Source organism: Chryseobacterium salivictor (assembly GCF_004359195.1).
GTDB lineage: Bacteria > Bacteroidota > Bacteroidia > Flavobacteriales > Weeksellaceae > Kaistella > Kaistella salivictor.
Window position 1 is genome coordinate 1,686,346 of the sequence record NZ_CP037954.1, and the last position, 21,865, is coordinate 1,708,210.

21 protein-coding genes are annotated in these 21,865 nt (G+C 37.1%); 12 read left to right on the forward strand and 9 right to left on the reverse strand.

The genetic code is table 11. The annotated features are described in order from the left end of the window. Nucleotides 1-578 precede the first annotated feature (578 nt). From NBC122_RS07825 to NBC122_RS07835, 3 genes are all read left to right on the forward strand, one after another. Nucleotides 579-905 (forward strand): hypothetical protein, encoded by a 327-nt coding sequence (locus NBC122_RS07825; RefSeq protein WP_133439843.1) that lies wholly within the window; start codon nt 579-581, stop codon nt 903-905. Between the two features lie 155 nt (nt 906-1,060). Then, nucleotides 1,061-1,966: a helix-turn-helix domain-containing protein gene (locus tag NBC122_RS07830; protein ID WP_165983204.1), complete on the forward strand. Its 906-nt coding sequence runs from the start codon at nt 1,061-1,063 to the stop codon at nt 1,964-1,966. Between the two features lie 64 nt (nt 1,967-2,030). Then, the gene (locus tag NBC122_RS07835) at nt 2,031-2,699 is read left to right on the forward strand and encodes a hypothetical protein (protein ID WP_133439845.1); all 669 of its coding nucleotides are present in this window, start codon (nt 2,031-2,033) and stop codon (nt 2,697-2,699) included. Between the two features lie 364 nt (nt 2,700-3,063). Here NBC122_RS07835 and NBC122_RS07840 read toward each other — a convergent pair whose 3' ends face one another. Next, the gene (locus tag NBC122_RS07840; RefSeq protein ID WP_133439846.1) at nt 3,064-3,669 is read right to left on the reverse strand and encodes an REP-associated tyrosine transposase; all 606 of its coding nucleotides are present in this window, start codon (nt 3,667-3,669) and stop codon (nt 3,064-3,066) included. A 467-nt stretch (nt 3,670-4,136) separates the two neighbouring features. On the opposite strand from NBC122_RS07840, the gene NBC122_RS14725 reads away from it, so the two are divergent. Both NBC122_RS14725 and NBC122_RS07850 read left to right on the forward strand, forming a co-directional pair. After that, nucleotides 4,137-4,331 (forward strand): hypothetical protein, encoded by a 195-nt coding sequence (locus NBC122_RS14725; RefSeq protein ID WP_394345893.1) that lies wholly within the window; start codon nt 4,137-4,139, stop codon nt 4,329-4,331. Nucleotides 4,332-4,462: 131 nt separating this feature from the next. Beyond that, nucleotides 4,463-5,464, forward strand: a complete 1,002-nt coding sequence (locus NBC122_RS07850) for an alpha/beta hydrolase (RefSeq protein WP_133439847.1) — start codon at nt 4,463-4,465, stop codon at nt 5,462-5,464. A gap of 89 nt (nt 5,465-5,553) precedes the next feature. On the opposite strand, the gene NBC122_RS07855 is transcribed toward NBC122_RS07850, so the two are convergent. Next, the gene (locus NBC122_RS07855; RefSeq protein WP_133439848.1) at nt 5,554-6,528 is read right to left on the reverse strand and encodes an NAD(P)H-quinone oxidoreductase; all 975 of its coding nucleotides are present in this window, start codon (nt 6,526-6,528) and stop codon (nt 5,554-5,556) included. 292 nt (nt 6,529-6,820) lie between these two features. Between NBC122_RS07855 and NBC122_RS07860 the strand changes: the two genes are divergently transcribed. The 6 genes from NBC122_RS07860 to NBC122_RS14490 all read left to right on the forward strand — a co-directional run bounded on the left by NBC122_RS07860 (nt 6,821) and on the right by NBC122_RS14490 (nt 14,158). Beyond that, nucleotides 6,821-7,279: a hypothetical protein gene (locus NBC122_RS07860; RefSeq protein ID WP_133439849.1), complete on the forward strand. Its 459-nt coding sequence runs from the start codon at nt 6,821-6,823 to the stop codon at nt 7,277-7,279. Nucleotides 7,280-7,550: 271 nt separating this feature from the next. Then, nucleotides 7,551-8,051 carry a hypothetical protein gene (locus NBC122_RS07865; protein ID WP_133439850.1) on the forward strand — a complete coding sequence of 167 codons (501 nt, stop codon included), beginning with the start codon at nt 7,551-7,553 and terminating at the stop codon, nt 8,049-8,051. Further along, nucleotides 8,026-8,841, forward strand: coding sequence for a tetratricopeptide repeat protein (locus tag NBC122_RS07870; protein WP_133439851.1), 816 nt, complete (start codon nt 8,026-8,028; stop codon nt 8,839-8,841). The genes NBC122_RS07865 and NBC122_RS07870 overlap by 26 nt, the downstream gene beginning before the upstream one ends. A gap of 655 nt (nt 8,842-9,496) precedes the next feature. Then, nucleotides 9,497-11,821 carry a chondroitinase-B domain-containing protein gene (locus tag NBC122_RS07875; RefSeq protein WP_246012287.1) on the forward strand — a complete coding sequence of 775 codons (2,325 nt, stop codon included), beginning with the start codon at nt 9,497-9,499 and terminating at the stop codon, nt 11,819-11,821. Between the two features lie 100 nt (nt 11,822-11,921). Continuing rightward, nucleotides 11,922-13,328 carry a heparinase II/III family protein gene (locus NBC122_RS14485; RefSeq protein WP_221343566.1) on the forward strand — a complete coding sequence of 469 codons (1,407 nt, stop codon included), beginning with the start codon at nt 11,922-11,924 and terminating at the stop codon, nt 13,326-13,328. Nucleotides 13,329-13,354: 26 nt separating this feature from the next. Continuing rightward, the gene (locus NBC122_RS14490; RefSeq protein WP_221343567.1) at nt 13,355-14,158 is read left to right on the forward strand and encodes a hypothetical protein; all 804 of its coding nucleotides are present in this window, start codon (nt 13,355-13,357) and stop codon (nt 14,156-14,158) included. 162 nt (nt 14,159-14,320) lie between these two features. Here the strand turns inward: NBC122_RS14490 and NBC122_RS07885 are convergent, their stop codons facing one another. Both NBC122_RS07885 and NBC122_RS07890 read right to left on the reverse strand, forming a co-directional pair. Further along, entirely contained in the window at nt 14,321-15,517 is a 1,197-nt protein-coding gene (locus NBC122_RS07885) for a T9SS type A sorting domain-containing protein (RefSeq protein ID WP_133439852.1), read from the reverse strand. Between the two features lie 27 nt (nt 15,518-15,544). Then, nucleotides 15,545-16,432, reverse strand: coding sequence for a polysaccharide lyase family 7 protein (locus tag NBC122_RS07890; protein ID WP_133439853.1), 888 nt, complete (start codon nt 16,430-16,432; stop codon nt 15,545-15,547). 161 nt (nt 16,433-16,593) lie between these two features. On the opposite strand from NBC122_RS07890, the gene NBC122_RS07895 reads away from it, so the two are divergent. Then, nucleotides 16,594-17,475: an alpha/beta hydrolase gene (locus NBC122_RS07895; protein ID WP_133439854.1), complete on the forward strand. Its 882-nt coding sequence runs from the start codon at nt 16,594-16,596 to the stop codon at nt 17,473-17,475. A gap of 101 nt (nt 17,476-17,576) precedes the next feature. On the opposite strand, the gene NBC122_RS07900 is transcribed toward NBC122_RS07895, so the two are convergent. From NBC122_RS07900 to NBC122_RS07920, 5 genes are all read right to left on the reverse strand, one after another. Then, on the reverse strand, nt 17,577-18,341 hold the full coding sequence (locus NBC122_RS07900) for an SDR family NAD(P)-dependent oxidoreductase (RefSeq protein WP_133439855.1): 765 nt from the start codon (nt 18,339-18,341) through the stop codon (nt 17,577-17,579). Between the two features lie 34 nt (nt 18,342-18,375). After that, the gene (locus NBC122_RS07905) at nt 18,376-19,839 is read right to left on the reverse strand and encodes an MFS transporter (protein ID WP_133439856.1); all 1,464 of its coding nucleotides are present in this window, start codon (nt 19,837-19,839) and stop codon (nt 18,376-18,378) included. Between the two features lie 70 nt (nt 19,840-19,909). After that, on the reverse strand, nt 19,910-20,614 hold the full coding sequence (locus NBC122_RS07910) for a FadR/GntR family transcriptional regulator (protein ID WP_133439857.1): 705 nt from the start codon (nt 20,612-20,614) through the stop codon (nt 19,910-19,912). A gap of 128 nt (nt 20,615-20,742) precedes the next feature. After that, nucleotides 20,743-21,402 carry a bifunctional 4-hydroxy-2-oxoglutarate aldolase/2-dehydro-3-deoxy-phosphogluconate aldolase gene (locus NBC122_RS07915; RefSeq protein ID WP_133439858.1) on the reverse strand — a complete coding sequence of 220 codons (660 nt, stop codon included), beginning with the start codon at nt 21,400-21,402 and terminating at the stop codon, nt 20,743-20,745. Between the two features lie 10 nt (nt 21,403-21,412). Next, entirely contained in the window at nt 21,413-21,862 is a 450-nt protein-coding gene (locus NBC122_RS07920) for a YhcH/YjgK/YiaL family protein (protein WP_133439859.1), read from the reverse strand. Between the last annotated feature and the right edge of the window lie 3 nt (nt 21,863-21,865).

A 21,865-nucleotide genomic window follows, 5' to 3' on the forward strand; every position in this document is an offset into this window, starting at 1 on the left:
TTTTGATGATAAAATGAGCGTTAAACTAGTAAGGGAATAAGTCTTTGGAATGTTGATATGATTTTTCCTTATTGACTTCTTTGTAGTATCGTTCGGAACATTGATCAAGAAGATCTTGAGTTTTCTGCAAATCATTTCGAAGTTGTTTTACCCAAATAACAAGCAGTAGGATGATTATTACTGCGATAACATTGTAGATTTTTACAGTTTTCATAGAATTCGTTTTAACAAATATAGAAACACAGATGATAATCAGTGAGTTTTTTGATAGAAAGGGTGAAAATATCTCGCGGAATTGCAATCCGTGACTATTTTCGATATAGAAATATATAAAATTGATGAATAATCCTAATGGGAGTTGGGATTTTTTGTTTTTAGGGGAAACCGTAATTGGGATTGAAAAGTTGTTTGTATTTTTAGAGTACAATAAAATGCAAATACTTTGCTATATTTGGTTTAATAATAATGTATCACTATAGTCATACAAATGCACCCAGATTTGGGCGGCTTTATAGGATTTTGTCGTACATATAAACGAGTTATAAGCAAGCCGTCGGCAATACGTTAAAATAGAAACTATGAATACGATAGACTACAATTCTATATCTGAAGCCATAACCGAATTATCAAAGATTGGACAAAAAGAGATTGCTACCAAGCTTGAAAATATTTTGGAGAATAATGAAGTGGAAAAGCCAAAGTTGCATAACAAAAAGGACGATAAAACAACAAGTTATTACAGAGTTAATTTAACAGAAGAAGAGTTGGAAGTTATTACAGATCTTTTTTTAGATTTAGAAGTTGAAAGCTTAACCGAAGAAGGCGAAGCTGGACACTCAACAGAAAGATATGTAACTCTATTAAATAATTGGTCAAATATTAGTGGAGAAACGGCCAGCTTATAACAGCGGTTTGCAGCCATGGCTGGTTTAGATTTTCCTAGCCGGAAAATACTAAACAGAAAATTTGATATATTTACAACTCAACATTAAAATTGCCGCCACAGCTGCAAGCCGCGGAACGTTGTGTGCAATATTAGGAAGCCCGATAATCTCAAATTTTGTCAAAGAAAAAAAATATTTCCATTTTTCAACCATTTGATTTTAAAAATCAATTTGTTGACTTAACTATAAATCAAGAAGTATGGAAAGAAAGTGTAAACAATTTTTTCATTCACGCTCTTGACGACAAAACTATAAATCTACAACTGCCCTTACCTCCGCATAAAAAAACAGTGAACGATTTTTTCATTGTTACTGACGGTTATGCAAAAAGACAAGTCGGTATCAATTCTTATGAGATTCACAAAAACGAATTGCTAATTGTACCACAACTACAAGTTTCTACAACAGACTTCTATTCAGAAAATATAAAAGGTTTTTATTGTCATTTCTCCGATGATTTTCTTGATGATAATTCGCTTTTGCTAAATTGGAAATTACAAAATGGTTACTTAAATAAAATAATAATAGACAACGATAGAACAGAACGAATCTGCCAATTACTCATTATAATTAATGAATTTTATAGAAAGAATTGGAGGGAGAATAAAAAACTAATTGCTCAATATTTACGGACTGTCATTTCAGAAATCAGTTTTCAAAAAACAGAAATCAATATAGAAAAAATTAGCAAAAAAAGAGATATAACATTAGATTACATAAGATTAATTAATACCAATTTAGATAAAAGATATACCATATGTGAATTGGCAGAAAAATTACATATTACTCCAAATCACTTAAATAAAACCATAAAAAATCACTTGGGAAAATCAGCACAATCGGTCTATAATGAAATTCTTTTACAAGAAGCCAAAGTATTATTATTACAAACCACAAAAGATATAAGTGAAATTGCTTTTGAGTTGGGATTTAGTGATTTATCATACTTTGGTAAGTTTTTTAAAAAACTATCTAAACAAACCCCTTTAGAGTATCGAAAAATGATTGAAAAGTACCAATAATTGATTTGTTTTTGCCCTAAAGTGCTGTGTTCAAGATTTAATTTTGCACAAAACAATTTTAGATATGAACTATTTCAACAGAGTACTTTTAGGAACAGCTTTATTTATGTCTGTTCTTTCAGCCAAAGCACAGGAAACAACGACTCCTGTAACAAAAAATCCACCCATCTTTATGGAAACTTTTGCAGGAGATCGAGCGTTAGCTTACCAAATGATTATCAATAAAAAATTGCAGAGTGTACCAAAACTTGGCTTTTTTGGTGTTACCAATATCCAACCCGAATGGGGAGAACCCAAAATGAACGATTATATGCTTCAAGGTAATATAACTTATAGTATTATCAGAGGAATTGATCTCTCAGGTGGCTTTATATGGAATCCTATTGATGGTATTCGTCCATCAGCAGGTGTTATTTTCTCTTATGGCAATCAAGATTTATTAGCAGTAGTAAATCCAAGAGTTGATTTATCAAAAAATGCAAATTTTGATGCTCTTGCTTTAATAGAATATAAACCAAAACTAACCGGAAAATTAAACATCTATACAAGATTACAAGGATTATATACCCATAATCTAGGATATGACTTTCATACGAGAAGTTATATAATGCTCCGTGCAGGATTAACTTATAAAGATATTACTTTCGGTGCTGCTGCAAATCTTGATTGGTATGGCCCAATGAAAACCAATCAAAACAACTTCGGAGGATTTGTTGCTGTTAATTTGTTCTAGAAAAAAATACTGCACACAATAACTAAGCTTTCGTTTTGTCTGCAAGACAAGAAATGAAAGCCTGTTGAACCCTTCGAGAGCCTCAGGGTAAACTCCAACTCCGGTAGCTTTTTGCCAGCAGTTGGTAACCTTATGGAGTTATCGATTTCAGAATTTAGATACACAAAGCAGTTTTTCAGAAGGACTGCTTTTTTTTGTGGCGTTTGGTAGCCTTTGGAAGTGGTTTTCTGCGGTTTTTCTTCGCTGCAGAACACAAGTTCTCCTGCTGCGCAAAGTCTCCGACTTTGAGCCACAATAATTTCACTCCACCTGCTGCGCAAAGTCCCCTGCTGCGCAAAGTCTCCGACTTTGAGCCACAATAATTTCATTCTTCATAATTATTATATTTCCAAAACTCACTGGTTTTTGTAGTATCTACAATCGGCTGATCTGCAAGTTCTATTTCTAATAATCCTTTTCCCGTAACGTAATTGCTTGCAGACGAATACAAATAATGATGCGCTTTTTCTACCCAACCCGCCCTGATTGGATTAAAATGGATATAGTTGAGTTTATCCCACATGAACGGTAGGGTGTAAATTTCCTCTGCGTGATTTCCGTATTGCCAAAACTGATATTTTTTATTTCTCCCATGAGTTTCGGTCGCTTTTTTAAATCGTTCCAACATCCATTCGCGCCGGCTTTCTGGTTCAGATTGTATGGTCTCTAAAATATTCTTTGCCGTATATTTTTTGAAATCCCTTATCAAATCAGATAGTTTAGAATCTTTGGACTGAACAATTAAATGGAGATGATTGCTCATGACGACATAACCATACAAATGCATTCCTTTTTCTTTAATACAATATTGTAACGATGAAATCACGATATCTCTGTAACTTTTCCTTGTAAAAACATCAATCCAATCCACTACGGTACAAGTAATGAAATGCGGTTTTCTCTGGTCTCGAATAAGGTATCCATCTTTCATGTCTTTTATTTTTAATTTGAAATTGTATTGACTGTAAAATAGTTATAGATAAAATTACTTAATTATTATTAATAACAGATGGCTGATAATAAATTGCTCAAAGTCGGAGACTTTGCGCAGCGAGGGATTTATTTTTAATAGAAGCCACACGAAAGGATTCGTGCGGCAGCGGTGGGAACTGCATCAGCGAAAAGCAAAGTCATTATGTGTTGGAAAGTATCAAGCCTAGGCTGCAAGTATGCAAACTGCGGTTAAGCGAAGAGAAGACCAAGATTACCTATTCACAGTTTCAAGCCGATGTCTAAGAAGAGCAACAGGAATTCGGGTGTATTTCTTGGATTTGATTGTGAGAAGAGTATGAAGTCGAGGACACGCATCCTATCGAGCTGGAAACAAATGAATTTTCAGAGAGAAGTACTTGGACACTTCTAGGCTTAGCCGCCTTACTAAATGCAAAGACCAGAGGAATCATTAACTATTTTGGCAAGATGGAAACACGGTCATTAGAGAAATTATTCCGACATTTGGACTGCCGTATAGCGAAGTGGGTAAAGAATAAGTTTAAAAGATTAAACAGCTACCAAAAGGCATTTGATTGGCTAAGAGACATAAAGTCGAGCTATCCAAACACATTTGTACATTGGTCGCTAAGCAAAATCTAAGATTGTATGTCAAGAGCCGTATGAGTCGAGAGGTTCATGTACGGTTCTGTGAGAGGCTTAGGCTGAAATGCTTTTACCTACTTGACCCGTAACCGTTACAGGCAAGCGCGTGAATCCTTAAAAACAACAACATGAAGAAAATAATTATTATAGTTCGTGCGGTAACCACTTTAATTCCAACAATTGTGTTTACTTGTTTTTTTACAATAAATGCGTCTGGACAATCAAGAGATACTTCTAATCCAGTTCGCCCAAGTGTAAATAAAAATGTAGAAGAATATGATACTTTTGGATATTTGGGTAAAGAATATGCTTTAAGCGTTATTAATGGCTTCAAAGAAAGAAGCAAGCCCATCTATGAAAAGTACATCTTGCACAGCGATATACCGTATGGCCTAGGCAAAAGAGAAACCTTTGATCACTTTCACAATCCTGCATTTGATAAAAACCCTGAAGGGGTGTTTATTTTTATTCACGGAGGATATTGGCAGGGCGAAGTAAAAGAATCCTATGCCTTTGTGGCTAAACAGCTACTCGAAAGAAATATAGATGTGATACTGATTGAGTATGATTTGACCCGAGACAATGAAAAATTTGGAGAACAAATACCTCGTGTAAGCATGACAGCTATTGTAAACGAGCTGGGTAATGCCTTAGATAAAATACAAGTTCACCTGTCAAATTCGTTCAAAGAATCCGCATCCCAAATTCCAGTTTACGTAAGTGGTCATTCAGCTGGAGGACATTTAGCTGCCATTGTAAAAGATCACCCTTTAATTACTGGTGCTGCAATGCCTATAAGTGGAATATTTGACCTTGTACCGATCTCTAAAACAAAAAAAATTGGAAGACCCTTACAACTTAATCTGCTTGAAGCTTCAAAATTGAGTCCAATCAACAATTTGCTTCCTGCAATGGATCAGTCTGTTCCAGTGTTTTTATACTATGGCGCAGATGAGCAACCCGAGTTGGTAAATCAATCCAAAAATTATCACAAACTGCTAAAGCGTAAAAAGTACAAAACGGACATTAAAGCGATACCTGCTGCAGACCATTTCACGGTTTTGATCGATCTATTTGAAAAAGAAAATAGCGTCTTGCTTAAAGAAATTTTTAATGCTAAAAGTAAGTAAATAACGAACGCCCAATATTGGGCGTTACAGAAGATCGTTTTATAAATCCTGATTTTTGTCGGTTATTGGTAAATTGCTACAGTAGCAAACTAATCCATTGTTAAAAGAATCTTTCCAATATGGTCACTGCTTTCCATTAACCGGTGCGCATCGGCAGCTTCTGCTAATGGCATTTTTTTATAAATTACCGGATAGATTTTTTTGGAATCGAACATAGGCCAGATGTTTTTTTCTACTTCCTGCGCAATTTGGGCTTTCACTTCAGTTGGCTGGGGTTTTAGAAAATTTCCTGTAATGGTGAGGCTCTTGGCCATAATCATTAGGATATTAATAGTGGTGTCAACGTTTTTCATGCCGTTAATAAAAATAAGACGGCCTTTATTATTGAGAATACCAAGATTCTTTAGCGTATAATCTCCACCGACCATATCGAGAATTACATCTATCTTTTCATCTTTCCAAACTTCTTCAAAAGCTTGATCTTTGTAATTGATGACATGATCAACGCCCATCTTTTTTAAGAAATCTACCTTTTCTGCCGTTCCAGCAGTGCTGTAGGTTTCGCAGCCCAAAGCTTTTGCCATTTGCAATCCCATGGTTCCGATGCCACTGGTTCCGCCATGAATGAGTAATTTTTCGCCCGACTGTAGTTTACCCATCATAAAAACATTGAACCAGACCGTAAAAACGGTTTCCGGAATACCAGCCGCATCTTCCAGACTCACACCCTCGGGGATAGGAAGACAGTGCGAGCTATCGACCGCGACATATTCTGCATAACCGCCATCGGGTATGAGGGCACAAACCTTGTCGCCGACTTTTTTATCTTTGACTTCAGTACCTATTTCTTCAATGATCCCTGAAACTTCCAAACCAGGAATGATGGTCTGTGATGAACTTTTACCATAGGTTTCAATATCTTCCCGGGTAATCACATCACTGCGGTTGATGCCTGCCGCTTTTACTTTAATGAGAACCTGTTTTTTCTGCGGAATGGGCTTTGGCGTTTCCTGAAGTTCTAAAACTTCCGGCCCGCCAGATCTGGTGATATGGATTGCTTTCATTATTATATTTTTTAAAAATAGTGTACGATAAAAGTTAAAAGAGTTTGGTGCGAACGCAACCTGTTAGTTTATATTTAAAGTTGCGAAACAAACAAAATTATAATGCGTAAAATTACGAATTTTATCGTACAGCCGTTATCAAATCAGCTGATAATGTCATTTTCGAGAGGGGAAAATTCTCTCCAATCTTTGGATAACAATTGAACAATTAATCGATTACTTGTGGAATTCCGTATTTCTTAAATTAGAAAACTATCATCCACAAACTGAAATCCCTAATAGAAAAAAATCAATGAAAGATGACAGCAGAACATGGACAGCGAGCATTAAACAAGAAATTTTGTTCCAGTCTATTATTATTATTATTGCAGTAATAATCAACGTGATTATCTTCGGAATTCTTTATTTCACAAAGAAAACAAAATTTAAAAATGCTTTCTTGGCGAATATCATTTTAGCACCGATTATTCTTCTCCTTGTCTTTAGCAAAGCGCACAAAACCTTTAGGCAGGAAAATTTTTCAGGTGGAAGTTTTAAATATAAGGGGTCAAAATTTTCAGTTTTTGTTGATAAGAAAAAAATAAACTTTACCATTTTTAAAACTGACATAAATACCAATGAAACTAATATTATTGCAGGTAATATAGAACTGCAAAATGATATAATTCTTCTAAAAAGTAGAAATGAAGAACACCTAATTGAAAATGATACAATAAAAGGAATTGAAGGTAGAAATTTCAAACTAAAATAAAATTTGCCTTCTCATAATAACTAAGCTTTCGTTTTGTCTGCAAGACAAGAAATGGAAGTGTGTTGAACGGAACCTTTATGAGCTTTTCAGCCACGGTGCTTCTACCAATGGGTTTAAAGTTTTCATCGAAGATTGATGCGATTAATTAAGTTTTTGACAACTAAAAAGTTTTCGTATTTTTACTCCGCCTGCAGAAATACCCGGCCGTTATCTACTACCAAATAAAACGTGCATAAAATTAAAGTCAGTAATTAAATGAAATCAAATTTTTATGAGAAAACTGAATAGAATTGTAAATATTATTTTAATTCCTAGTTTTATTATTTCTGTAGTTATATCTGTTTTAATATACAATGGACTTTCAAAGGAAATTGGAAATATAAAATACGATGCTAATACGGATAATAAAAATTTTGAAATTAACGGTTACATATATCAGTATTATCAATCTGGAGCGCAGTATTTTTATGGAAGGGCAGCAATTAGAAGCGAAATTCTAGATAAAATTAAAGCTCTGAAATCTATTCAAAACGGTTATGTCACAGCAAGATTTGTTGTTAACCATAGAGGAGAAACCGACAGATATAGACTGCTTGTTGTTGATACAAATTATGAAAAAATGAAAATATCTCAGGATGATAACAATTTGATAATTAAAGAACTTAAGAGTTTAAATAATTGGATTCCAGGAGTTATAAAAAATAAGAAGGTGGATTCCTACTCCTTAATAAATTTTAAAATACAACATGGAAAAATTGTCGATATTTTCTAGAATTTTATTAACATTTAAAATATTATTTTCCGTTCTCTTTTTAGGTTTTATCTCATTAGCAATATTCTTTGTTTATGTTATTAATAAGGAAGCAAAGTTTGCAATAGGAGCAGGAACGCAAGGAACACAGTTTTCCCAATTTATATTTGCAAAACTGATAAAAGATTTTCCCACTTATTCAGACGCTTTTTTCGAAAAATCTGTACCATACAATAAAAGAGGATTTTATTATGAAGGATTTCAGCTGTTGAATCGAGCAGTGGATTTGAATCCCAAAGAACATTTAGGGTACAGAGGTTGGATAAAATTAAATAAATTAAAAGACTATCAGGGCGCTATAAAAGATTTTGAAAAATTAGATTCTTTAACTCCCAATTATTTTGATGTAAATGGTGGAAGCATTAATTATTTATTGGCTGCTGCTTATCAAGGTGCTGGTAATTTTGAAAAATCTAGAACTTTTTATGAAAAACTATTTAAAGCAGATGAAAAACAATATCCTATTTTTCCTATTAGTTATGTAAATTATGGTATTTTGTTAGGTAATATGGGATTACACAGGCTGGCTATCAAACAATTTGATATTTCCTTAAATAAAAGCAATTATAAATTTGCAGAATCCTATTATAATAAAGCCTTAATCTATAAAAAATTGGGAGAGAAAGATTCTGTACAAATATTATTAAAAAGAGCACTGGACTCCTACGATCAAGGATATAAAATTAATGACATATATAATGAAGCATTTAATGAATTATATCGTGATGATATAATTAGACAAATTGAGTAAAATATAATATGGCAACAGATAACAAAATATTTCTATTAGCGGGTATGAAGTCCCTGATCTCCGAAGTCTCACGGCTTCGGAGCTTTATTTTGAAATGGTTACGAATCGCTGATAATTTGTGAAGAACTTGTTTCTGATGTGCTTTTTTAGGAATAGAGCGGGCTTTGGCAGATCATTCTGGTTACAGGCTGAGAGAGTTCCTCCGCAGTGAAGACACTTTGCCAGCCAGAGTACCCTTACCCCGCGGTGAAAGTGCTTTACCGCCATCCGATTTCCGTCACCGCCATCTGACTTCCTCGTTGTACTGGTAAAAACTCCTTTGATAGAGCGTGTAGAACGTTCCATGTTTGACAAATATTATAAGTTGATTATTATCTTAGTTCTTCCTAAGATGAGCTGATGAAGCTGTTGTGTATAAGGTAAAGTATTGCTATATTTGGTAAACCAATTTGGATAACCAGTTTCGAGGCGTCAAAAGTTACAGTGAAATGATCTGGAATTCTGAAAAATAAAAACTTTATTGCGGTGACGCTGCATGAAGTTTAATGGCGTGAAAAATCAAAGTTAATTACGACCGATATAGAAGTATTATAAAATTTAAAGTATGGAAATAAACGCAGTAAAAAGTAAAAGTAATTTCAAAAATTTTAAAAAAGTGAAAAATAGTATTCGTATTTTAAGTTTAGTGATTTTGCTGTTTACATCCAACCTCATGGTATTCGCCACTCCTGTTAATAGTGCAAAAGATATTAAAGTAAAAAATATAGTTGAACTTAACAAGGCCGTCAAAAATTCGACTGCAGGTGACCAGATCATCCTGGCAAATGGTATTTGGAAGGATGTCCAGATTAGATTTTACGGCACAGGCACCAAAGAAAATCCGATCGTTTTAAGAGGTGAAACTCCAGGAAAAGTTTTTATAGAAGGAGCTTCTGATTTAAAATTTGGGGGAAATTATTTAACCGTACGGGATTTACATTTTAGAAACGGATACACGCCTTCCAGTTCAGTGGTATCCTTTAAAATTGATAATAATACGATTGCCAATAACTGCAAGTTTACCCAATGCGTGATCGAGGAATTTACGCAGCCCGACAGAGATGTAAGCGATCACTGGATTGAATTTTGGGGACGGCACAACGAATTGAGCGACTCTTACATCACTGGAAAGTCTAACTTCGGACCTACGCTCCGCGTTTTCCTGGATGGTAACGAAAATATTTACAATTATCACCAAATCGTAAACAATTACTTTGGGCCCAGACCCCGAAAAGGTGGACCCCATGGAGAAACGATCCAGGTCGGAGACAGTGAAACTTCGATGGCGCCTTCCCATACCAATGTTTACAACAATTTATTTGATCAGTGTAATGGCGAAGTAGAGGTCATTTCAAATAAATCCAATTTTAATGAATACCGAAATAATGTATTTTTAGAGTCAGAAGGTTCCTTGGTGATCAGACACGGAAATTATAATGTAGTCGACGGCAATATTTTTATCGGAAACGACAAATCAAACCAAATAGGCGGAATCCGGGTTGTTAACACGGGCCATTGGATCACCAACAACTATTTTTATAAAATAAGAGGTGAGGCCTTCCGCAGCGCCATTTCCATAATGAACGGAATTCCTAAGTCATCTTTAAACAGATACAACCAGGTAACTGATGTTGTAGTTGCACATAATTCTTTTATAGACTGTGAATCGCCATGGCAATTGAGCGTAGGTTCAAATGTAAGTCAAAGTGCAGTTTTACCTAAATCTGAAATCCGTTCCGCCCGCCCTGAACGAGTGCTTTTCGCCAATAATTTAATTTACAATGAATTACCGGACACCCATCCTATTGTAAATTATGACAAAGTAGATGGCGTAACATTTAAGAACAATTTTATCAATAATGTAAACAACAGCGAAGTAAAACCTGCAGGCTTAATTACCACTAATTTTGGAGTCACCAAGGTATCGGACGGCCTGTTTACTTTAAAAGAAAATAACAGGGAGGTCTACCATGGTTTTGATTTTGAAAATATTACCAAAGATCTTTTTGGAAACGGCAGAACTGAAACTAACAACAGCATAGGTGCAATCGTGAATCCCATTAAAGGCAATCCTCTATTGGTTGACAGAAGTAAATACGGAACAAATTGGTATGAAGTTAACCAACCAAAAGCGCCTGCTAACAAAATTGCGGTTTCCACGGCCGCTGAATTGGTTAGACAATTAGCAAAGGCCAATTCGGGTGATGTAATTTTGCTAAAAAGCGGCACCTATCACTTAAAGTCCTCTTTGCCTGTCAACAAACAAATCACCATTGCTTCCATTAACAGTAAAAACAAAGCAAAACTTGTCTTTTCTTCAGAGAAAACGGCTTTTGAAATGCAGCCAAAAGGCCATTTAATTCTTAAAAATATTGTTCTTACAGGCAACAAAGCCCAGAATGCATTTACCACTTTGGATCAATTAATGAGCAAAGCCTATGATATTTCCATTGAAAATTCTGAAATATCCAACTTCAAAAGCGTGCTGGAAGTTTCTAAGGGTTCCTTTGCCGACAATATATCGCTTCTAAATTCCAAAATCAGCAATTGTGAGAACGGTTTTATGCTCAACAAAGAAAAAAATGACGGCGGTGATTATAATGCAGAGTTTGTGACTTTCACCAACTCAAAATTTGATCATATTGGCGGCGTTATCCTGGATTATTACCGCGGTGGCTATGACGAATCCACTATTGGAGGAAATATAAAAATGGAAGGGAATACCATCATCAACTCCGGAAAAGCACAGCCGGAAAATATCCTTATTAAAAACCGAGGCATCGTAAATGTATCAATCACCAATAATGTTTTTAAAAATAATCCGGTGAAAACCATCGCGGTTTTATGGGGTGAAAAAGGACAGACACCGGGAAAAAATACCATTGAAGATTCAGGTGAATTTAAAGTTGTTCAGAACTTAGAGATGAAACTGATGTATTGATATTGGCCGCAGGTCATAACAACCCAAACAATCGACAATTTATTATTAATGTGACGCGGGATTTTATTTATTCCGGCGTGCTTTAACTTACCCTAATAATATGAAATCCCTCAAACTTTTTTACCTGCTTTTTAGCTGTTTTTTTTCAAATTGCGTATTCGCGCAAAATATTCCTTCAGAAAAAATAATTGGAGCGGATGATCTGCCATATTATTTAAAACCGGAAGTCATTCAGGAATTAGGAGGTTCAAATACGATTACTCAGGCAAAGTTAGCGCAGTATTTCAGGGATAAATTCTCGGAACGCTACTTTTATGACTGGAAAAGCAATGATGCACGATTTAAAGAATATGTTCTGCTTTATCCCAACGCTCAAGGCACGCATACCAAAAATGCGTTGGATCACCTCGCGAAATTCGAGGCGGTAACCCCGTGGAAACTGCCATTTTGTTATAAAAACGGCGAGCCCCTTAACGCATATGCCATGCGTCATTTGGCCCGTCAGCATAAAATGGCAGATATTGCCTTTTATTATCAGTTTCAAAACAAAAACCCGGAATATCTTCACTATTTTAAAGATCAGCTAAAATCATTGAATACCGCCTTAACTCTTAACCGGTATGAAACGATCGATGACGGAAATGGAGTTTATGAAGCTTTCCGTTCCGGTTACCGTGTCTTAAACTGGCTTCAGATTCACAACTTATTTCTGGGAGAAAAAGGCTATAGTGACGATGACCAGCTCCTCACGATTGCCACTTTGCTTCAGCACGCATCGAGTTTATATGAAACCAATACGGAATTTGTACCCGGCAATCATCAAACCAGAGGAATGTCCGCGCTGGCGATGCTCTCCATTCTGTTCAGTGATTTTAAGGATGCGGATTTATGGAAAGACCGTGCGATGGGTCTCCTTCAGGAACATTTATCAAAGGAAATCAACAAAGATGGTTTTCAGTTTGAACGGACGGTACATTATCATATCAGTGACATCGACAATTATTTCTTTGTTCATCAGCTGGCAAAAAACAGTCATGTTAAGATTGATTCTATCTTGGAATTAAAACTGAAGTCTTTATTTGAAACCCTACCGAAAATCGCCTATCCGGATAAATCCGCTCCTGTATTTTCAGATGACACGAATGCGCCGTGGGCGGAAAAAAATGATATTTCCGGTGCTTTAACATTAGGGTTTTTACTTTTTAGAGATCCTGTAATGGGTTATTTTGCAAGTGAGCAGGTTCCGGCAATTGTCTATTGGTATTTAAGTGATACTCAGCTGAAATTGTTGAGGAATTTGAAAGCCCAGGTGCCAATAGTACAATCTGTTGATTTTCCTGAAACCGGTTATTTCATCATGCGTGAAGGCTGGAATAAAGACGATAAAGTAATGGCCATTTCCAACGGCCTTGATCCGTATAAGCCAGATCATCAGCAAGGTGATATGTTAGGTATCCAGGCGATGGCAAACGGAAAGGTGATTTTTATCAGGTACGTTATTCCCTGAAAGACTATGAATTTTTCAAAAATTCAATGGTAAAAAACGTGGCTTTAGTGGATGATGAATTACAGGGAAAAGAGTATGCCGGGAATCAGGGAGGCAGTGGGTTTGGCAAATTCAGATCGTTACCGAAACCCCAAAACATCGCTTGGAATACCAACGGAGATTTAGACTTGTATATTGGCAGTCATAACGGATTTGAAAATATCGGCGTAAAATATTCCAGACAGGTTATTTATTTAAGAAATGATTTTTGGCTTGTAAAAGATAATTTCAGAGCCAACACGCCGCATACTTATAAACAGATTTGGCAGGGACACTACACTTCGCAGAAGGGACCCGATTTATTACGTTCTGCATTTGATGATGGTTCCGGTAACGATATTTACCAGCTTAAGCCTGCTGACGCTGTAAGTTCTTCAGGCACACAGGGGAAACAATGGAACGTGGTGTCTAAAAATAACAAATCAGATTACAGTTTTATCACTGCTATTGTTCCATTTAAAACTTTTGATCAAAGTATTGATCAATACAGAGAGAATCCTTCACTAAAAGGATGGAACATCAATGATCTTCAATGGAAAACTAAAGGTGCGCAGGCCATTTCTTTAACCAAAGAAAACCTTGCAGTCTTCTTTTCGGTGAAAAGTCTGACCGCTAAAAATATTCAGTTCCGTTTTTCTGAAGAAGCTGATTTTTTTGTAAAAACCAAAGGAAATACAGTTCTTATTCAGTCTTTAAGCGAAAATGATCTGATACTGGATTATCAATATCTTAAAAATAAGAAAACCATCTTACTTAAACCGGGAGAAGAGGTAGAAGTTAATTCTAAATAGACTTCTAATTTTTGAAGATGTGTTTGTCTATCATTTTCATTCTTCAGTGACAATATGGTTTTAATTTTTCCCGCATAACAACACAAAAAAACCTGGATTTATTCCAGGTTTTGATTTATAAACCAGCCTGCAGAGAAGCTGATACATTTAAGTCAGGATCAATTAATTGACCATTAACTTCTTTGTTGACTCTGAATTTTCGCTGTTCACTTTTACCAGATAAGTTCCTTTAGGTAAGGCTGAAACATCTACCTGCTTTGACTGTGGATTAATGAGACTCTTCACCGCTTTACCATCCAAAGAATAAATTACAACTGAATTAATTTTTTTACCATTATTTTCTATATTAAAATAATTTTTTGCAGGATTTGGAGCGATCGAGAAGCTGATTTTGGATTTGGCAGCATCTGTTGCAAGCACAGCGCCCGACGTCACTTTCAGATTATCCATATAAATACCGTTTGTTCCGCTATAATTAAAATACAGCATCATATTCGCATTGGCTATTCCTGTTTGGGAATTATCAACAATACTTGCAGGAGTAGAAGTTGTGTAAGTGTTTTCAGTAGTTTCCTGCGGATCCTGTAAAGAGGCGCTACCATCCTGTCTTACCTTCATCGACCAGGTATTTGTAGAGGGAGTATAGGACACAATTACTGAACTGCTGTTGGAGAACGCTATGCTTTCCACTTGTAATAAAGGGGTAAAATGGGAAGTAGAAGTGGCGGTATCATATAATCCTCCGGCAAACGATCCTAAAGTAATTGCGTTTAAAGTGCCACTATCCCCAGAAAGAATAACTGCGTAGCCATTACCTGAGGTGTTGATGTTTCCTCCCGCGGGTAAATCGGTAGCAAGAATAACGCCGCCTGCAAGTGCACCAGCTGGTTTAAAGGCAGAAGGTAATGTGGTGAGTTGCCCATTTTTATTAACACGCATTGCGAAAGACCAGGTTAAAACATCGGTATTTTCACTTAATTTTGGTGAAAAAGGTACTGGTACAGCCACCGTAGCAGTCGCTTTGTTTGCCTGGCCAGCCGTTGTAGAACTTGTACCCTGAATACTTAAATTGGTAGTGTACGAAGTAGAAGTGGCATTGTAGATCGCATTAAGACCGGACGTTCCATTTCCGGAAGCCAGATACCATAGGGAAGTATTAACACCGGTGTACGTATGACCTGCAGATGATACGGTGGACGTTGTTCCGGGTGCCCCCGAAAAAGCCTGGTACTGGCTTGGAGATACCGGTGGATTTGGTAAACCTGCCGTATCAAAGTTGTCTGCAAATAATGTTGTCTGTGCATTTGCATTTGCGACGGTAAGCACGCATGCTGCTAAAAAGAATAGTTTTTTTCTCATTTTAAATGATTTTTGATTGTTAATAATTTAGTGTGTAACATTTAGTTTATAATATTTTACGGTGGACTTTGCTGCAGGATCGGTGGTGATTAAATAATTCCCCGCCTTAAAATAGTTTTCAAAGGGCCATTTTTCAAGACTGGTATCCTGGAAAACATGCGTGTTATTCCCATTTACGGTGACCTCTAATTTTCCTGTGGAGGCTACAATTTTTATTTCGAAAGGATCATATCCTACTTTTCCGAAATCATAAGAAATATCTGTCCATATTGTGCTGGAACTGCTGTATAGGTCAATTCCCGTGGTACTGTTGTTAACAAGTGTTTTTTTATAGGCTTTTAAATGACCATCAATCCAGAACATCTTTAATAAAGGTGGTGCGGCATTCGAAGAGAAACCATATTTGGCCATATCAGCCTGTGAAATAATTCCGTGAATCTGCATGACGATTACCCTATGAAAACTGTTCCCCGAACTGGAAGTATCGGGCGTGGTGGAAACGACTTTCAATTTCCCCTGCATGGTTCCTCCTTTACTTAATGTCCAGTTTGTTTTAGTATTGGTGGGATTCATCATTTCCCGTAATTCCGTTCTGGAATAATCGCTGTTGCTGGTGGAGGTGGACGGATAAGCGTAAAAGACTAAGGACTGATCACCGGTATCATCGTACATAAATGGCTTAATTGCCGGTATGTTTCTGTAGCCGCCATTCTGTATTTGTGCAGCTGCGTATTCGTCGGGACTGCCATCGCTGTTTTCGTCAACAGGTAAAGTAACTTTCCAGTTGCTAAGCGATATGTCTGCAAAACCGTTTGCCACGACTGGATCGATGATTTCATCGGAAATAGTATTTCCAGTCCGGGAGCAACTGCCTAAAGTAATAAAAGCCACGGCGATAAAAATTACGGATTTCATACGAGTGAATATTAGGGATCTGTTTCATATCAAATGTATAATAAAAAATTTGGTTTACCAAATTGGTTTACCAAATATTTTGTGTTAATTTGTTAAATAAAACAAGCCGCTTCATGTGGTGTCATTTATAAAATATCTCATCTAATTTAAATCTGTACTTTATGAAAAAAAATGTGTATTTTTTTATTCTCGTATTATTTTGGTCCCAGTGTTTTTCTCAGGAAACAGGCGGAGAATTTAAACCTGTAGAGTTCCCCCCGAATTATACAGCACAATTAAACATTACCTATACGAAAGTTAAGGAGTGGGAGGGAAAGGCTGATTTATATTTAAATTTAAACAGCAAGACGCCGACTCCAGTAATCATCAACATTCACGGAGGCGGGTGGAACAAGGGTGTAAAGGAATCTCAAACCGGATTCAATACCTTCTTTAAAGCCGGGTACGCAGTGGTTAATATGGAGTACCGGCTGTCTCAACAGGCAACTGCTCCCGCAGCAATAGAGGACACCCGCTGCATGCTGATCTACCTGGTGGAACATGCAAAGGATCTGAATATTGATCCAAAAAAGATCGTCATCATGGGCGGCAGTGCAGGAGGACACCTTGCCTTAATGGGCGGACTTTTAGGAAACGACCGTCGCTTTGATAATAACTGTATGACTTCTAAAGAGATTAGAGTTGCGGCGATCATTGATAAATATGGTATTACTGACGTCTATGACTGGTCTTTTGGAAAGCTTAAAAGTAAATCTGCATTACAGTGGCTGGGCTCTAAGATAGCCGATAAGGAATTTATAAAATCAGTATCGCCTATCAATTACGTCACTAAAAACAGTCCGCCGGTATTTATCGTTCACGGCGACGCAGACCCCACCGTTCCTTACCAGCAATCCGTTGACTTATACAGGAAACTTCAGGAGATGGGGGTGGACTCGCAGTTTATCAGCGTGCCCGGGGGTCTTCATGGCAAATTTGATCAGGAGCAGAACAGGGAAATTAATACTGCCATTATTACTTTTTTATCAAAATATGTAAATTAGCTTCTTTAAATAAAAAAGTTACGGTACAAAAAGCGAAGCCGCCTCAAATAAAATTGAGACGGCTTCTTTTTTTGAGATGAAGCAATTGATATAGAAAAAGATTAAATTCCTAACGCCTGACCACCACCAATCTGGATTGTTTCAGCCGTTAAAAAGGAAGCATCTTTACCTGCTAAGAACGACACTACTGCCGCAACTTCTTCAGGTTCTCCCAATCTTCCAAGCATGATACTGTTTTTCCAGCTAGCGAACACTTCAGGTTTAGTTTCTTTTATCTGAGCATGAAAAGGCGTATCAATAGTTCCCGGAGAAACCGCGTTTACTCTAATTCCATACTCAGCTAAGTCTTTAGCCATTGCTCTTGTAATCGCCTGTACCCCAGCTTTAGAAGTGGCATATACCCCAGCTCCCGGGCCTCCGCCATTCCAGGTGGCGTTGGAAGTATAGTTGATTATTGAAGCGTTTTCCGCTTTTTTCAGAAAAGGGATCGCCGCTCTTGATACAAAAAAGGTAGAATCAAGATTTAACGCCATTACTGATCTGTAAAATTCCGTCGTCATTTCCTCAAACCTTTGTCTGCCGCCTAAACCGCCTGCATTGTTTACGATAACGTCGATTTTACCGTATTTTTCACCGATCATTTTGATATTGGCGTTTACTTCCTCTTCGTTGGTAACATCAAAGCCATAATACTCCGCTGTGATCCCATCTGCCAAAAGTTCTGCTACTTGGTCAGCACCACCTTCTTTTTTGATACCATTTAAAATTACAGTATAACCGTCCTTGCCTAATCTTTTGCAGACCGCAAAACCAATTCCTCCTGTTGCGCCTGTTACTACAGCTACTTTTCCCTTTAAATCAGTCATTTTACTTATTTAATTGTTAATATTATTATTGTTATTATTTTATTTGTTCAATTTTCCCGATAGTTAAGAATATGGATACCAGAGACAAAGGAACTAATGCCGATAGCAACCCGAACAACAATGGCCAGCTGGCGATCTGACCCGCAAACAGGATTGCTATTATGGTTCCTAAAACGGCCGCTGCTCCTCCAAGGCCGGCTAATGAGCCTACTGATTTACCATCATGTAGATCACTGGGTAATGTTTGAATATTGGTCATTGTAAATTGGAAACCACCCAGCACAAAAGCCATCAGAATAACAGCTAGAACTGCATTTGGTACCATAACAGAACCTAGAATTGCAGGAATGATTATGCATCCACCTATAATCATGGCCGTTTTCCGTGCCCGGTCCACTGTTGCCCCTTTTCGGATTAAAAATCCAGAAAACCAACCTCCTGCGATGCTGCCTATCATTGCACCCAAATAGGGTACCCAGGCTGAGTATGCCAATTCCTTGATGTTAAGATTAAATTCCTCTACCAAATACATGGGTAAAAAGGTGACAAACATCCACCAAATAGGATCTAAAAAGAAGCGACCCAGTATGACGGAATAATTTTTTTTATTGGAAAGCAATTCTCCCCACGTTTTGCCAACGGCGTTACTTTGCGGGTTTTCAGGTTGGTTGTCGATGATATAGGCGCGCTCTTCATCGGTGATCCATGAATGATCTTTTGGTCCTTTCTTGTTAATAATGAGCCATGGAATGATCCACAGTATTCCTAATACCCCTACAACAACAAAAGTCATCTTCCAGCCAATGGACATATACAGGGATAAAATAATGATGGGAGCTAAGATTGAACCTATCGATGCAGCGGCACCAAAAAGACCTTGCGCAAAGGCACGTTCCTTCTGTGGAAACCACTCCGCATTACTTTTTGTAGCACCTGGCCATGGACCGGCTTCGCCCAGACCCAACATCATTCTAAATCCTGTTAAGGAAACCTTTCCCTGCGACAGTGAGGTAAGAGCATCGGCAAATCCCCATACTAAAACAGAAACAACAAATCCACGCCGTGTCCCGATTTTATCATATAATTTACCGGAAAAAAGCTGGCTGATTCCGTAGGCGATCATAAAAAAGATCGTAATGACGCCCAGCTGATCTTTCGCTTGTTTCGATGATTCTTCAGGAGCGGCATCTTTGTCGACAATACCTAATTCGTAAGCAATACCTTGCCTGTTGACAACAATTTTACCGTCATTTTTGAAATTAACGAAAGCAGCTTTCTGCACAATTTTCTCACCTCTTTTGGAAACGAGTTCGTAGGTATTGTTTTCTGCTATAAACCGTGCCTGATTATCGCCGGAATTTAGTTTAATCTTATCTACTAACTTATATTCGATATTGGCAACCCACATGTAATTCAGAGTTCCTCTATCCAAATAATTAATAATCGTAATGACCATTATCAAGCCGATAATCCACCATCTTAATCCTTTAACTTTCATTTTATTCTTATTTATAGCAGGAGTTCTGATACCGTTCAAAATTCAGACGGCTGTCCTGATTGTATTAATCTTAACTTTTATCGTAACAGAATTTATAAAGAACTTTAAAATGTTCTTTCATTTTCAATTTTCCTTCTTGCGGATCCTGGTCCTTTATCGCAGCGAAAATAGCCTCATGTTCCTTAATAGCGGTAATTTGCTGGTTTTCGTCGCACACCGGCATACTGTTAAAATAGGAAATAATTTCCGGTGTTATCGTTAACATAAAGGTATTAATAGTGCTGTTGCCACAGGCTTTTGCAATGGCCAAATGGAAAAGTAAATCCTCTTGAACAGCATCTTCGCCTGCTAAAACTTTTTGCGTATAAGCATTTAGGGCTGCTTCTATATTTTTAATATCTTCATCCGTTCTTCTTAAAGCGGCAAGTTTTACGGTTTTTAATTCTAAAAGGATTCTTGTTTCCACCAGCGATTTGAAATCTGGCTCATCTAAGCGCAGAATATCATCAATCATCCCGTTAATCGCAATTCTACGGATATTCGCAATAAAGGTTCCGCTCTGCGCAATTGATTTTAAAATTCCGTAAAATTCTAATTTTTGTATTGCATCCCTGACATTACTGCGTGATACCCCAAATTTTTCAGATAACATTCTTTCCGAAGGAAGTTTATCGCCAGGTTCAAGATTTTTAAAGTTGATTAATTCTCTAATTTTAGCGATGATTTCTTGTTGGGTGGTTTGATTTTCCTTTTTTGTAATTAAATCTAATTTCATATTGATGTTTTTTGGTTAACCAGATTGGTTTTGCAAAGTTAGCAAATAGGAAGTCTACCTCTATATATTTATTTTTTTGTTAAAATAAATTTATTAAAAAGTATGCAAAACCTCCTTAAAACATCAACTTACCTCAATTCCGCAAGTAATAGCAGTACTTTTTTAGTTTCAGATTCAATGGTTTCATAATCTTTTTCTGCCATTAACTTTTTGCTAATCAGCTTACTTCCCATTCCTACTGCTGACACGCCGGCATTGAACCATCCTTCAATGTTTTCACGGGTAGTATCCACGCCGCCTGTCGGCATAAATAGCAGATTCGGGAAGATATCTTTTATTCCGCTTAAAAAATCAGGCCCGAGCATATTTCCGGGGAAAAGTTTGATAAACTTCACGCCTGCATTTTCTGACGCGATGATTTCAGTGGGTGTCATACAGCCCGGGCTGTAGAATTTGTCCTGTTTGATCAGGAAATCTGCCACTTCGGGTACAAATCCCGGACTGATAAAGAAATCAGCGCCGGCTTCCACAAAATCTTTAGCCTGCTGAAGGTTTTTGATGGTACCGATTCCCAAAAGGAGATCCTGCATTTCGGAATTTCTGGTTTCCACCATTTTTTTGAAATTATTCAAAGCGGCTTCACCACGGTTGGTGTATTCTACAGCACGGATTCCGGCGCGGTAAATCGCGCGTAGGGTTTCTATAGTTACCGTTTCATCGGCATTGAAATATAAGGGCAAGATTCCCTGCTTTACTACCGCATCGGAAACTTTCTGAATATTGCTCATTTGATCTGAATTAAATTTTTACTTTAAATACTAATTTTCTGATTTCATCCTCACCAATCATCGGTGCATGGACATCATCCGGATAAAAAATCACAAACTGGCGGTCTTTCAAACTGAAAAACGTATCAGGCTGGTCCTCAAAAAAGAGAACATCCTTTGCCGGATCATATTCGCCTTTGGGTGAAACGCAGGTTTCGCGGGGTTTCCATCCGATGGTTTCATGACCTTTTACACAAACCTGAATATCGATATTGGTATTGTGACATTCAAATTTCTTTAAACTTTCTTCTGCGGTTTTTCCCGTTTTCTGGCTGACAATTACTTTCAGTCCTTCTTCGATCTGAATGGTTCCGTCAGGCAATGCCATCAGATCATTTTCCTGAATAAATTGAAAAGCTCTGGAAAATAAAGGATGCAGGCCGGAATATTTCTCCGCGTTATGTAGTGAATCTATAATCATTGC